Origin of the sequence: Roseixanthobacter liquoris, from assembly GCF_043195135.2 — a bacterium.
Lineage (GTDB): Bacteria > Pseudomonadota > Alphaproteobacteria > Rhizobiales > Xanthobacteraceae > NCEH01.
This window is the reverse complement of sequence record NZ_CM195537.1, coordinates 872,948-885,740: the sequence shown is the minus strand read 5'-3', so window position 1 is coordinate 885,740 and position 12,793 is coordinate 872,948. Positions and strand designations below refer to the sequence as shown.

General features: G+C 63.6%; 15 protein-coding genes. 5 read left to right on the top strand and 10 right to left on the bottom strand.

Going from position 1 to position 12,793, the window contains the following annotated elements; translation table 11 throughout:
- The first annotated feature begins 164 nt into the window (after positions 1 to 164).
- The gene (locus V5F84_RS04030; protein WP_394045043.1) at positions 165 to 722 is read left to right on the top strand and encodes a dihydrofolate reductase family protein; all 558 of its coding nucleotides are present in this window, start codon (positions 165 to 167) and stop codon (positions 720 to 722) included.
- A gap of 12 nt (positions 723 to 734) precedes the next feature.
- Here the strand turns inward: V5F84_RS04030 and V5F84_RS04025 are convergent, their stop codons facing one another.
- The 3 genes from V5F84_RS04025 to V5F84_RS04015 all read right to left on the bottom strand — a co-directional run bounded on the left by V5F84_RS04025 (position 735) and on the right by V5F84_RS04015 (position 2,708).
- Positions 735 to 1,157 carry an MFS transporter gene (locus V5F84_RS04025; RefSeq protein ID WP_394045041.1) on the bottom strand — a complete coding sequence of 141 codons (423 nt, stop codon included), beginning with the start codon at positions 1,155 to 1,157 and terminating at the stop codon, positions 735 to 737.
- Positions 1,158 to 1,349: 192 nt separating this feature from the next.
- Positions 1,350 to 2,366 (bottom strand): pyruvate dehydrogenase (acetyl-transferring) E1 component subunit alpha, encoded by a 1,017-nt coding sequence (gene pdhA / locus V5F84_RS04020; protein WP_394045039.1) that lies wholly within the window; start codon positions 2,364 to 2,366, stop codon positions 1,350 to 1,352.
- A gap of 12 nt (positions 2,367 to 2,378) precedes the next feature.
- Positions 2,379 to 2,708, bottom strand: coding sequence for a DMT family transporter (locus V5F84_RS04015; RefSeq protein WP_394045037.1), 330 nt, complete (start codon positions 2,706 to 2,708; stop codon positions 2,379 to 2,381).
- A gap of 109 nt (positions 2,709 to 2,817) precedes the next feature.
- On the opposite strand from V5F84_RS04015, the gene V5F84_RS04010 reads away from it, so the two are divergent.
- On the top strand, positions 2,818 to 3,834 hold the full coding sequence (locus V5F84_RS04010; RefSeq protein ID WP_394045035.1) for a LysR family transcriptional regulator: 1,017 nt from the start codon (positions 2,818 to 2,820) through the stop codon (positions 3,832 to 3,834).
- Here the strand turns inward: V5F84_RS04010 and maiA are convergent.
- Together maiA and V5F84_RS04000 are read right to left on the bottom strand one after the other, a co-directional pair.
- Positions 3,831 to 4,490 (bottom strand): maleylacetoacetate isomerase, encoded by a 660-nt coding sequence (gene maiA / locus V5F84_RS04005; protein ID WP_394045033.1) that lies wholly within the window; start codon positions 4,488 to 4,490, stop codon positions 3,831 to 3,833. The genes V5F84_RS04010 and maiA overlap by 4 nt on opposite strands.
- A gap of 47 nt (positions 4,491 to 4,537) precedes the next feature.
- On the bottom strand, positions 4,538 to 5,140 hold the full coding sequence (locus tag V5F84_RS04000) for a glutathione binding-like protein (RefSeq protein ID WP_394045031.1): 603 nt from the start codon (positions 5,138 to 5,140) through the stop codon (positions 4,538 to 4,540).
- A 468-nt stretch (positions 5,141 to 5,608) separates the two neighbouring features.
- Here V5F84_RS04000 and V5F84_RS03995 point away from each other — a divergent pair, with 468 nt between their 5' ends.
- Complete coding sequence (locus tag V5F84_RS03995) at positions 5,609 to 5,935, top strand: integrase arm-type DNA-binding domain-containing protein (protein WP_509277156.1); 327 nt, start codon at positions 5,609 to 5,611, stop codon at positions 5,933 to 5,935.
- Positions 5,890 to 6,989, top strand: a protein-coding gene (locus tag V5F84_RS03990) for an IS3 family transposase (RefSeq protein ID WP_509277155.1) whose coding sequence is annotated in 2 segments (ribosomal slippage) — positions 5,890 to 6,151 and positions 6,151 to 6,989 — 1,101 coding nt in all. Because the reading frame shifts where the segments join, the coding sequence is not laid out codon by codon here. The genes V5F84_RS03995 and V5F84_RS03990 overlap by 46 nt, the downstream gene beginning before the upstream one ends.
- 28 nt (positions 6,990 to 7,017) lie before the next feature.
- Here the strand turns inward: V5F84_RS03990 and V5F84_RS03985 are convergent.
- From V5F84_RS03985 to V5F84_RS03970, 4 genes are all read right to left on the bottom strand, one after another.
- Positions 7,018 to 7,251: a recombinase family protein gene (locus tag V5F84_RS03985; RefSeq protein WP_509277154.1), complete on the bottom strand. Its 234-nt coding sequence runs from the start codon at positions 7,249 to 7,251 to the stop codon at positions 7,018 to 7,020.
- 315 nt (positions 7,252 to 7,566) lie between these two features.
- On the bottom strand, positions 7,567 to 8,517 hold the full coding sequence (locus V5F84_RS03980) for an IS481 family transposase (RefSeq protein ID WP_394044049.1): 951 nt from the start codon (positions 8,515 to 8,517) through the stop codon (positions 7,567 to 7,569).
- 58 nt (positions 8,518 to 8,575) lie between these two features.
- The gene (locus V5F84_RS03975) at positions 8,576 to 9,034 is read right to left on the bottom strand and encodes a hypothetical protein (protein WP_394044048.1); all 459 of its coding nucleotides are present in this window, start codon (positions 9,032 to 9,034) and stop codon (positions 8,576 to 8,578) included.
- A gap of 123 nt (positions 9,035 to 9,157) precedes the next feature.
- Complete coding sequence (locus V5F84_RS03970; protein WP_394044047.1) at positions 9,158 to 10,495, bottom strand: tetratricopeptide repeat-containing glycosyltransferase family protein; 1,338 nt, start codon at positions 10,493 to 10,495, stop codon at positions 9,158 to 9,160.
- A gap of 114 nt (positions 10,496 to 10,609) precedes the next feature.
- On the opposite strand from V5F84_RS03970, the gene V5F84_RS03965 reads away from it, so the two are divergent.
- Positions 10,610 to 11,974 carry a tetratricopeptide repeat protein gene (locus V5F84_RS03965; protein ID WP_394044046.1) on the top strand — a complete coding sequence of 455 codons (1,365 nt, stop codon included), beginning with the start codon at positions 10,610 to 10,612 and terminating at the stop codon, positions 11,972 to 11,974.
- On the opposite strand, the gene V5F84_RS03960 is transcribed toward V5F84_RS03965, so the two are convergent.
- Positions 11,951 to 12,775, bottom strand: coding sequence for a hypothetical protein (locus tag V5F84_RS03960; protein ID WP_394044045.1), 825 nt, complete (start codon positions 12,773 to 12,775; stop codon positions 11,951 to 11,953). The two genes, V5F84_RS03965 and V5F84_RS03960, sit on opposite strands and share 24 nt — an antisense overlap.
- Positions 12,776 to 12,793 lie beyond the last annotated feature (18 nt).

Here is a 12,793-nt window from a genome sequence, read left to right as displayed (position 1 = left end):
GCAGGATCGCGGGACCTGGCTACAGGAGCTGTCCTCGATCGCTGGCCGGGAACCGGGCATCCGAGGCTGGCGCCGGAGGTCGGAGTCCCACCATTGCGGACGTTCAACATCGACCACGAGCAATGGGCCTACATGTTCTCCAGTGTATGGCTTAGACTTGCTCCATGGGACTCTTGACCTTCAGCCTCAACGTCACCCTGGACGGCTGCGTCGACCACCAGGAGGGAATTGCCGACGACGAGACGCACGCCTTCTTCACCCGCCTGATGGATGAGGGCGGAGCAATGCTATGGGGTCGGGTCACCTACGAGATGATGGAAAGCTACTGGCCGGCCGTCGCCCGCGGCGACGCGGAGGCGCCGCCGGCCATACGCGAGTGGGCGGTCAAGCTGGAGACCAAGCCGAAGTACATCGTGTCGTCGACACGCAAGGCCTTCCCGTGGACCAACAGCCACCTCATCGACGGCGACCTGCGCACGGGCGTGCAGAGGCTCAAGGACGCGACCCCGGCCGGCGTGCTCCTCGGCAGCGGCAAGCTCGCGACCGAGCTGGACCGGCTGGATCTCATCGACGAGTACAAGCTCCTCGTGCATCCCAGGATCGCAGGCCACGGCCCGACCCTCTACCAGGGCGGGTTGCCCAGCACGCGCCGGCTCGCGCTGATCTCGGCCACGCCGCTGCGCAACGGCGCTGTCGCCATGCATTACCGGCGCACGCCCTGACCCGGAGCGGCCTCATTCGGAACAGTGAACCGCGGGCTGGCCGGCCCTTCCCGTGTTCGAGATCAGGAAGCTCAATGCGGCCAGGACCCAGACCGCCGTGCCGCCATAGAGCAGAGTCCACTCGAAACCCGTCGTGAGCGCCCGATGCACGTCGGTCTCGGACAGGCCGGGGACCGCGACGGGACTGCCCGCCGCCACCCGCTCGGCGAGCGCCCGCAGGTCGGCCGCGGCCATGTCCGGCAAGGCGCTCTTCAGGGAGGCCAGCACGCCGCTGGCCAGGATGAAACCCATCAGGGCGATGTTGACGGCGAGCGACACCATGCGCGCGCTCATGTCGATGCCGGAGGCCATCCCCGCCCGGTCGCTCGACACCGAGCCTGTGGTGGTGTTGGTGACCGGCGTGTTGGTGATGCCAAGCCCGGTCCCTGCAAGCACGCCGGCTCGGCATTGGATCGTCCGGAATAGGCGGAGACATGTGCATCCCTCGCAGCTGGGCGAAATCCCGGCGGCCGCCTATCGCAGTCCGGATATCGACCGGGCGCGCGGGGTGGCGGCCGAACAGGGCACGGCCAGCAGACATGGCAGGCCGGCCTTCATCCGGCTCGGATTTGATTGGGAGCGGCCGTCTCAGGCGTGGACATCGGTGTATAGCTCGCTCGGATCCGGCTCCGCGCTTTGCATTGCGAAGTCGACCGCGCTCATGACCCTCGCCCTCATACGCTTATCGATCTCCTTCAGTTCGTCCTGGGTGACGTGCCACTCGTTCAAAAGACGCGCCATGACCCGGTCGATGGGGTCGTTCTCGGTCTTCATCTTCTGGACTTCTTCCCGCGAACGATACTTGGCCGGGTCGGACATGGAGTGGCCGCGATAGCGATAGGTGAGCATCTCGAGGATATAGGGGCCGTGCCCCGCCCGCGCCCGGCCGACCGCGCGCTTACCGGCCTCGCAGACCGCTTGGACGTCCATAGCGTCCACCTGTTCGCCGGGGATATCGAAAGAGGCGCCGCGCTGCGAGAGATTGGTGGTCGCCGATGCCCTCTCAATGCTCGTCCCCATCCCATAGCGGTTGTTCTCGATCACATAGACCACCGGCAAGTTCCAGATCTTGGCCATGTTGAAGCTCTCATACACTTGGCCCTGGTTGGCTGCGCCATCGCCGAAGTAGGTCAGGCACACGCGATCATTCCCCCGGTAGCGGTTGGCGAGCGCCAGCCCGGTGCCGATCGAGACCTGTGCGCCGACGATCCCGTGTCCGCCATAGAAGCCGAGCGCGGGGCTAAACATATGCATCGAGCCCCCCTTACCACGGGAAATACCGGTCTCGCGCCCGGCCAGCTCTGCCATGACCACGTTGGGGTCGACGCCCAGCGCGAGCATGTGCCCGTGGTCCCGGTAGGCGGTGATGACCTGGTCATCCTTCTCGATCGCCATCTGCATGCCGACCACGACCGCTTCCTGGCCGATATAGAGGTGACAGAAGCCGGCGATCAGCCCTTCGCCGTACATCTGGCCCGCGCGCTCCTCGAAACGGCGGATGAGAACCATCTGCTCGTAGGCTTTGAGAGCATCTTCCTTGCGGAAGGAAAGCTTGGAAGGACCGTTCATTACTGCATTCATCCGCTCAACTGTGTCGTTGTTCATGGGGATTTCGCGCTACCCGCTCGTGATCTTGAGGCCGACGATCCCGACAAGGGTGACAGCGATCCAGAGCAGCCGGCTTGCGGTGGCCGGTTCGCCGAACAACGCAATGCCGAGCGCCACCGATCCCACGGCGCCGATACCCGTCCAGACGGCATAGGCAGTCCCCATCGGCAGGACCTCGAGCGCGCGGCCGAGCGAAAAGATGAAGACGAAGAGCAGCGCCAACGACGCCGCGGTCCACCCATGCCGGCTGTAGCCGTCCGACATCTTCACGCTCGCGGCCCAGGCGACGTCCACAAGCCCCGAAAGCAACAGCAGAAGCCAAGCAGCGCCCGCGCTCATGTCGCCTCCCAGTCCGTGGTTTCGGGCGTCATTCCGTTCGCCCCTCGGTCATCGGAAACACCATAGGGCTCCCGCCGGCAGGCCGATGTTGGCGTTTGGAAAGGCGCGCTTGCAGCATGGCAAGCGGGTGATCCATTGCCCCGGCCCGACGCACCCCATATGCAGGATCGCAAGCGCAGGCCCGGCTTGCGCCGCCACGCTTTCCCGGGAGAAAACGTGCATGGATTGGAATGACTTTCGGCTCATCCTGGCGATCAGCAGGGCGGGTTCGCTCAAGGGCGCCGCGAAGGAGCTTGGGAATGATCACTCCACGATCTTCCGCTGGCTCAATGCCCTCGAGGCCAAGTTCCAGGTCCAGATCTTCGAGCGCAGCGGCGGCGTCTACACGCCGACCGATGCTGGAGATCGGATGCTGCTGGCGGCGGAACGCATGGAGGCGGAGGTTCTCGCGCTCGACCGGGAGATCACCGGCCAGGACGCACGCCTGTCCGGAAACCTGCGCATCACCTGCTCTGAATCCCTGGCCTATCGCATCCTCAACGACCTGCTCGCCGAATTCCGCGCCAAACACGAAGGGATCACCCTCGAACTGCTCGTCGACAACCGGCAGCTGGACCTGCTGCGGCGGGAAGCGGACATCGCCATCCGCGCGACACGTCCCGCCGAGGGCGCCCTGTTCGGACGACAGATCGCGGAGACGGCATGGGCGCTTTACGCGAGCCCGGGCTACCTCGCCGGCCGCGACCACCCATCGGCGGAGCCGTTCGAGGGGCACAGCTTCATCGGCTGGGACACGGCGGCCATCGCGGCGGCGGCCAAGTGGCTGACGGAAACGGTGCCAAACGATCGGATCGTCTACCGGTCCAGCAGCCTGATCAACCAGATGATGGCGGTGAAGGCCGGCATCGGCATGGCGTTGCTGCCCTGCTATCTCGGCGACCAGGAAGGGGACATCAAGAGCGTGTCCGTGCCGCAGGCGGCGCTCACGCGCGAGCTCTGGCTCATCACGCACCGCGACCTGCGCAACACGGCGCGCGTGCGCGCCTTCTTCGACGTGGTCGGGCGGGGATTGACCGCCCGCCGCCAATTGCTCGAAGGGCATTCCCGAGATCGAGCGGAGCTCTAGGGATCGGCGCGCGCGGCCCCGTAGCCCGGCTGCCGGAAGGGATGCGCATCGGCGAACGCCGGCAATGCAAAGCACCGCGCACCCACCGCCGCCACCTCGGGAAATGGCGCGAGGTCCATCCGGTAAACGTCAGCGAGGGCAACCTGGCCGGCGATGCATATGTCCGCGATCGTCGGCGCCGCGCCCAGCGCAAACGGGGCGGCCGGACGTCGCTTCAGCAGCCTCTCATAGGTGGAGAGGCCTTCCGTCGTCCAATGCCGGCACCAGGCCTCGACCGCGGCGGGATCGGCCCCGAAGGCTTCAGCGAGACGCTTGCGTACGCGCGGCACAGTCAGAGGATGCACGTCCGCCGCCAGGACCGAGGCAAGTGATCTGGCATAGGCCCTCTCCCGCACATCGGTTGGCAGCAGCCGGGGCTCCGGCTCGATCTCGTCGAGATATTCGATAATCGCCAGCGACTGGAAGAGGCGATGACCCTCGTGGACGAGGGTGGGCACCACATGCTCGGGGTTCAGGTCCGCATAGCCGGGATCGAACTGGCGACCCGAGAGGATGTCGACGTCGATCTCCTCGAAGGCGAGATTCTTGAGTGCCAGCGCAACACGAACACGAAACGCAGCATTCGAGCGCCAGAAGCCGTAAAGCTGGATGGTCATGGGCATGATCCTGTTACCGCGGGTTTCGGGAATGGGCCCCGTCCCGCTCAGCCATGGCGCTGCAGGGCCGCGGCCACTGAAGATCGCGTCTCCACCCGGGCAAGATAGGCGGACAGCGCCGGCCACCGCGCCATGTCGATCCCCTTGCCCGGCGCCCATCGCGCGATTGCGAAGCAGTAGGCGTCCGCGACGCTGAAGCACCTGCCGAGCAGGAACTCCGCCTCCTCAAGGCGCTGTTCGAGGACGGCGAACCGGTCGACGATCCTCGACCGCGCGACGGCGGCGGCCTCCGCGCCATATTCCGGATGGAACAGCCAGGGGCTGAAGGTCTTGTGCAGCTCGGTGGCGATGAACACCAACCACTCCTGGAGTCGGTATCTTGCCAAGCCCCCGTTGCCGGAGGTCGCAGCCGGACGCTGGTCGTTGAGATATTGCAGGATTGCGACGCCCTCCGTCAGGATCGCGCCATCGTCGAGCTGGAGGGCGGGCACGTAGCCCTTGGGATTAATCGACCGGAAGCTGGTCCCGTCCGCAAGGGCATGGGGCGTCGCCCGGATATCGACGCGGGCGAGCTCCAGTTCGACGCCCGCCTCCTCGGCAGCAATGATCGATGCAAGCGAGCACGCACCGGACGCATAGTAGAGCTTCATACCCCATGCCTTCCTGAAAGAGGTCGGCACAATCTACTTTCGCAGCCGGCGAAGGCTATTTGCCATTCGGCAATCGGTGATTGCCCGGGGACAAACAGGGAGGGCCCGTCCTTCGTCTCCATGTCGCCCAAGACAAGCGAGACCTTTGCTCAGCGCTGAGGCGCGGAACCTGTTCATTCTTTCGAGATGGTCGCCCGGCGCGCACGCGAGAGCGGCACGTTCAGAATGTTCGGCGCAATGAGGGAAGCGGCATCGATCGAACGAGACTAGCCTTTAATTTCTGAGACTTATCTCAAGAAGTGGCGGAGAGGGAGGCAGCCAAACCAGCGTCCGACGATGTTCGCTGGCATTCAAATTGACCTATAAGAGTCAATGAGTTACGAAATCTTATTGTTCGGCGACGTGTCTTGAAATATCGCTAGATCCGAGTCAATATGTGGGGTGAAATGTGGGGCTTGAATTGGGCGGATGAAAAAGCGTGGTAGGCATCCGGAAAAGGCGCTGACTGCTCTACAGGTGCGCCAGATAAAGACACCGGGGCGATATGCGGACGGCAACGGGCTGTACCTCGAGGTCGATAAAAGCGGTGCCAAGCGCTGGCTGCTCCGCATTATGGTCCAAGGCCGTCGTCGCGACATGGGACTAGGGAGCGCTTCCCTAGTTAGCCTTGTCGAAGCGCGAGAGAAGGTGACCTGCGCCCCTGATCCTCCTCCAGATTTAGGTAGAGTCCGTCGACACGGAGACGGACGATGCGTGCCTCACGGTTCACAGAGGAACAGATCATTGGGATGCTGAAGGAGCAGGAGGCGGGCGCGAAGACCGCTGACGTTTGCCGCAAGCACGGCATCTCCCCGGCCACCTTCTACAAGTTCAAGGCCAAGTACGGCGGCATGGATGTGTCCGATGCCCGGCGGCTGAAGGCGCTCGAGGATGAGAACGCCCGCCTGAAGAAGCTGCTCGCCGAGCAGATGCTCGACAACGCCATCCTGAAGGATGTCGCCGCAAAAAAATGGTGACGCCCGATGCACGGCGTCAAGCCGTGGCCCACGCCTGTGCCGCGCACGGGGTGAGCCAGCGTCGGGCGTGCAAGGCCCTGGGCGTCGATCGCACCAGCGTGCGCTACCGAAGTGTGCGTCGCGACGATGCAAGTCTGCGGGAGGCCATGAAGGCCGTGGCCGGTGAGCGCCGCCGGTTCGGCTACCGGCGGATCCATGTCATGCTGAGGCGCCAGGGCATTGTCGTGAACCACAAGAAGCTGCGCCGGCTCTACCGGGAGGAGAAGCTCCAGGTGCGCCGGCGCGGGGGACGCAAGCGGGCGCTCGGCACAAGGCGTCCTATCCTGGTGCCGGATCGGATCAATGTCCGCTGGAGCCTCGACTTCGTGTCGGATGCCTTCACGGATGGCCGCCGCTTCCGGGTGCTGGCGGTTGTCGACGACTTCAGCCGGGAATGCCTGGCGCTGGTCGCCGACACCTCGCTCTCGGGCCTTCGGGTGACGCGCGAGCTCGACGCGCTGCTCGCCATCCGGGGCAGGCCTGCGACCATCGTTTCCGACAACGGAACGGAACTGACCTCGATGGCCGTTCTTAAATGGTGCCAGCAGAGCGGCGTCGAATGGCACTACATCGCTCCCGGTAAGCCGATGCAGAACGGTTTCGTCGAGAGCTTCAACGGTCGCTTCCGGGACGAATGCCTGAACGAGACCCTGTTCTCGAGCCTGGGCCAAGCCCGTGCCGCCATCGCCACATGGAAGGAGGACTACAACCTGAACCGCCCTCATTCAGCTCTCGGCAATCGGTCCCCGACCAAGTTCGCCGCAACAATGGCACTGGAAACCCAGGCCGCATGAGGCCAATAATCAACCCTCGGACTCTCGCCTAAACCGGAGGAGAAAAGGGGCTCAGGTCACGTGCCAAGCGATCGAGCCGGACGACGAGAAGCGTATCACCGGCTTGCAAGGCCGCTAAGCATTTTCGCAACTGTCGGCGGTCCGTTTTGGCGCCGCTTGCCGTCTCTTGAAAGAGCTTTTCGCAGCCGGCGGCTTTGAGGTGTTCGATCTGGCTGTCTAAAGTCTGGCCATCAGTTGAGACGCGCGCGTAGCCAATAATCATTTGTGCATTATGAGACTATATTATGAGACAGTCAACGCGTTGAAATTTCAGCACATAAACATCGTCTCATATATTTTGATTTGTGAGACATAGTCTCTCTCGATGATCGAAGGAGCATCCGAGTCGCCGTTGGGCCATTTCCGGACTCTCGCTCTTCGCCTGAAACCCGACCTTGAAAGCTCTGCAACCGCATGAGCGGCAGATCGAGCTCATCAAGGAGGCCTGGAGTGGCAGCGGCAAGGTCTAAGCTCTCGAAATATCCATGACGACTTGGTGAAAATGAGCGAGGCCTGCTGTCCGAACCGGGGCGCGCAGCTAGGTGTTTGGTCGCAGGATGTCATGGTTTGGCTGGCGAACGAAGAGTTCGGGCCTTTGCGTGGCCATCTGCCGGATGGCTTCGAACGGGGTTTTGAAGCGCAGCGCCTTGAGCTGCTTGGCATAGTTATAGGCCAGCAGCCAGTCGCGGACATGGCGCCTCAGGTCGATCAGGGTGGCATAATAGAAAGAGCGCACAGTCGCCTCCTTGATGGTGCGCACCATTCGCTCCGCCTGGCCATTGGTCCACGGGTGATAGGGTTTGGTCAGACGATGTTCGATGCCGCGCTCAGCGCAGACCCTGCCGAAGACGTGACTGACGAAGCCTTCCACGGCTTTCCGGTCGTGCTGGACGAACTGCACGCCGTTGTCGGTCAGCACGGTATGGATCCGGTAAGGAATGGCCCCGACCAGGACCTTGAGGAAGCCCGAGGCCACCAGCTTGGTTGCTTTCCGATATATCCTGGCGAAGACGAGTTTCGACGTCAGATCCACCGCGACGAAGAGATGGGCCTTCCCACCCTCGTAGTGAAGCTCGGCGATGTCGATGTGGAAGTAGCCGATCTCATAGGTCTTGAACCGCTTGGGCTTCTCGCGATCCGCCTTGCGCAGGCGCGAGATGCCGTGGCGTTGGAGGCACCGATGCAGCGACGATCGTGCGAGATGCGGGATGACGTCCTTCAGGGCCAGGAACACGTCATCCAGCGGCAGGCGAGCCTGCACCCGAAGCGCAACGATTGCCGCCTCTTCGATGGCTGACAGGACGGAACTGCGACGCTCTTTCGGGCCCATCGGCGCGTCCTCGACCGTCGGCCGGGAACGCCACTTCTTCACGGTCTTCTCGTTGACCCCGTAACGTCTGGCGAGTTCCGCGACCGGAGCTTTCGATCGCTGTAGCTCTGCTCGTAAGGCGTGCGTGGTCTTGGCGCTCCCATGAAGAACCTGCCCCATAGCGCGTCCCTTTCCCATGGCGATAAACTTATGCCATCACACTGTGGGACCAAACACCTTAGCTGCCCGCGTAGGATTTTTCCTCGACGATGGCCGAGCCCACAGCGAGGTTGATTTCCTTCTTCAGCGCCGCGCGCCGGTCGTTGGTGACATAGACCGCCCGCGCCAGTTCGATGAAGCGGGCGTCGAATCGCCTTTCCGCCTCCAGCTCCGGAGCTCGTCTTCCACCTGCCACAGCGTGTCGTTCACCACCTTCAGGTCGGCGGGTAAGCGCGTCGAGGCCGTGCCTGTCGCGCAGCGCGTTCAGGGCCTCCAGCTCCGTGACCACGTTGGCGCGCTTGGCCGGGTCGGCGATACGCTCGGCCTTGATCTCCAGGATGGTGATCTTGTCGATCAGTGGCCCGCCGCGATGGGCACGAGTATCTGGAGCACCTCTGGCGAGGATGCGGCTGCGCTCATGGACTGTCCCCCGATAACGCGGAGCGGGCCGCCATGCTGCGGCGGACCATCTCTGCAATGGTCTGGAACACCCCCTCCCAATCGCTCGCCGAATTTACCGCAAAGACCACACTGGAAACCGAAGCCGCCTGAGGCCACAAAAGTATCAGAACTCTGTCCTAAACCGGAACAGAGAAGGGTCTCAGATCAATCCGAAGCGCACGGAAAGTTCATGCCTTATGGCTGCGAACGAGCTGTCCCAGTCCCCAGCCTCGCGCTGACGAAACAGGCGCATGGTCGGATACCAGGGACTGTCCTCCCGGTTCAGCAGCCAGCGCCAATCTGGGATCACGGGAAGCAGCACAAATGTCGGCACCCCAAGCGCTCCCCCGAGATGCGCGATGGCGGTATCGACGGAGATGACCAGATCCATCAGGGACCCCAGTGCCGCCGTTTCCAAAAAATCCCCCGCCGGATACAGAACATCTGGATGTACGGCCAGGACCTCTCGCTCGGCTGGGGTCGTATCCTTTTGAAGGACGACCAGGTCAATATCGAGTGCGCGCAGAGACAGGAACGCCGACAAATCCGCCGCACGGGGGTCGTTGCGGTTCCCGCCGCCCGACCAAGCGATGCCGACACGCGGGCGGCGCTTCCTGCCCAGTGCCCGCGCCCACGCTGCAATACGTGCGCTAGGGGGGTACAGGTAGGGAATGCTGGCTGGAATGGTGTCCAGCATCGTTCGGAAGGCGAAGGGCAGGCTCAGTAGCGAGCAGTGCGTATCGAATGAAGGCCGCTCTGCCCCCGCCGGCAAGACGATGGCACCACCACCGAGGCTGGCCATAAGGCCGGCGATCGAGGGGGGCACTTCCAGGATCACGCGCGCGCCAAGGGCTGCGACCATAGGGACGTATCGGCAAAATTGCAGCGTGTCGCCAAAGCCGTGCCGTCCCTGCAGCAGAATGGTCCTGCCCACGAGTGGCTCATGGCCACGCCATATCGGTGCATCGATACCCCCCGCCTGTTGAACCCGCCGCTCCTCCTGGTCCCATCGGCGCGAGCCGAATGCCACCCAGCCACCGGCAAAATCACCATGCAGCAGTCGGGAGGTGCCTAGGCGCAGATGGGCATCGCCGTGGCTAGGGTCGCACCGAAGCGCCGCCCTGAAGTCATCGGCGGCCTCCGCGTAGCGACCGAGCACATGCAGCGCAGCACCCCGGTCCGAAAGTACGGCCGGATCGTCGGGTGCCAAGGCGAGCGCCCGGTCGAAACACTCCTGGGCCTCCCGGTTTCGGCCCAGCCGCGCAAGTACGTTGCCATGGTGTCTCAGGCACGTGAGGTCATCCGGTTCAATGTGAAGGGCGCCGCGCATGAGGTACTCCGCCTCTTCGTACTGCCGATGCTGCGCCGCGATCACGCCGAGGAGGTGCAGGGCATCGAAGTGCAGGGGCTCACGCTCCAGCACGCGACGATACAGGCTCTCCGCCAGTATCAGGTCGCCGGAACGATGGGCGGCGATGGCCTCGTCGATCGTCTCCAAAAGCATGTTTTCCTGCAGGTTCGGCGTGGACCCGTGGCAGCTCTGAATTATTGTAATCGGAACTGCGCGTGAGCTTAACACTCCGGTTCCCCACGCTCCCCGATGGGATCGCCCATGTCGCTGATCGATCAGGCTCTTCTACTCCACCGCGCCGGGGACCTTGCTGCGGCGGAAGGGATCTATCGTCAGATCCTGGCCAAGGCTCCCGCGGACTTCGATGCCCTGCACCTCCTCGGCGTGATCGCGGGACAGCGACATGACCATGCCGGTGCCAAGCGTCTGCTGCAAGCCGCTCTCGAGGTGGACCCGGACGATCCGGGCTGCCTGCACAATCTCGCGTACGTGCTCTCCGCGCAGTACCGGTTCGATGCGGCGCTCACCGCCCTCGACAAGGCGCTTGAAGGAGCCCCCGGGGACGCCACGATACAAGCCGAGCGTGGCAGGGTGCAGAAGGCGTTGGCCCGGTACGATGAGGCAACGGCGAGCTTCGAAGCTGCGGTAGCGCTAGACCCGGCGTCCGCAGACGCCCACCTCGACCTTGGGATTTGCCGCCTACTCCAGGGAAACTTGGCGGGCGGCTGGAGCGAATATGAATGGCGCTGGCAGACCGGCCAGATGCCCGCACTTCAGAGCACCTTTCACGGCCCTGCTTGGACGGGAGAAGAAAACATTGCCGGCAAAACCGTCCTTATTCACGCAGAACAGGGCCTGGGTGATTCCATCCAGTTCTCCCGCTACGCCGCTTTGCTGGCGGAGCGCGGTACCAGGGTGATTCTCGAAGTGCCCCGGCCCCTGGCCGAGGTACTGGCGGGCGTGAGCGGCGTATCCCACATCGTCGCCGTGGGCGATACGCTTGAACCCGGGATTGATTTCCACTGCCCCCTTATGAGCTTACCCCTGGCCTTCGGAACACGGCTGGATACGATCCCCGCTCCGCTCGGCTATGTGAAGGCTTCACTCGATCTGGTGCGTTCCTGGTCGCAGCATCTCGGACCCAAGCGCCGGCCGCGCATTGCCCTGGTCTGGGGCAGGAACGCCGCCCATCTGGATCGGACCATCGGCCTTGAACGCCTGCTGCCGCTGCGGACACTTGATGCCGACCTCTTCGGCCTGCAGACGAGCGTCCGGCCCGAGGACCAGGGGATCCTCGATTCCCATCCCGACATCCGCAACATCGGCGTCCCCTTCCCCGAGACAGCGGCCCTTATTTCGCTGATGGATCTTGTCGTCACGATCGACACGTCTATCGCCCATCTTGCCGGCGCGCTCGGGGCACCGACCTTTGTGCTGCTGCCGCATACGCCCGACTGGCGCTGGCTCCTGAACCGGGAGGACAGTCCCTGGTATCCGACAGTTCGCCTGTTCCGCCAGCCGAGGCGGGGAGACTGGGCCGGGGCGGTCGACCAGCTGCTGCGCGCGTGCCGCGCCCGTTTCACCGTGGGAGAGACGCTGAGGTCAGGCGCGCCAGATGTCGTATAAACGAGACAGTGCACCGAAGGGCATGCGCCGGTAATATTGATGCTCGAAATAGGCTAGGAGATCCGCGCCGAGCATCTCGCGTTGGCGCAGCTTCTTGAGTCCGGCCCAGTGTACGATCATCGGATCGGCGGTGCCGCGCGCAACCGAGACGGCGTCCAGCCCATCCAGGGAACGGCCCGGCCATCGCATGATCTTATTCCGGTCCACCTGGAGATCCTCCCGTTCCACCTTCCGGTTCAGGATGAAGTTGAATACCCCCTGATCCCCCGCTTTGAAGAATTGCGGGTGGCGCAGCCGGCGCGGCATGGACCATTCGAGCCATGGATCGAAATCGGCGCGTGTCAAAACACCCGCCGTGCCGATCCACTGGCCGGAATTGAACAGGAAAGCCGGCCGGGGCGTCGCGCCATGACCGGCGGCCTCCAACTTCTCCCAATCGTAATAGAGCAGCCGGGCATATTCGTCCGGCAGCGGCTCGTCATCGACGAGAAAGGGAGCCGTGCTTCCCGCCAGCCGATCGAGCACGTGGCCGGTCATGATCGTATCGGAATCGAGCATCAGGAACCGCTCGCCATCCTTCCCGAACAGCGCCTCCAGCTTCACATATCCCCAGCTATAGTTGCCGGAGGGAATGTCGGCGATACCCACATCCCAATACCTGGAGAGCTCTCGCGCAAGGCCACTGACCAGGGGCGCCCCGACGAATAACTGGATCCTGACTGTCGGATAATATCTGCGGATGCTGGCGATGCAGATGCGCGTGAAGCGGGAATCGATATCGCACGCCGCGACGTAGATCATGTCGATCGGCGTCCGCTT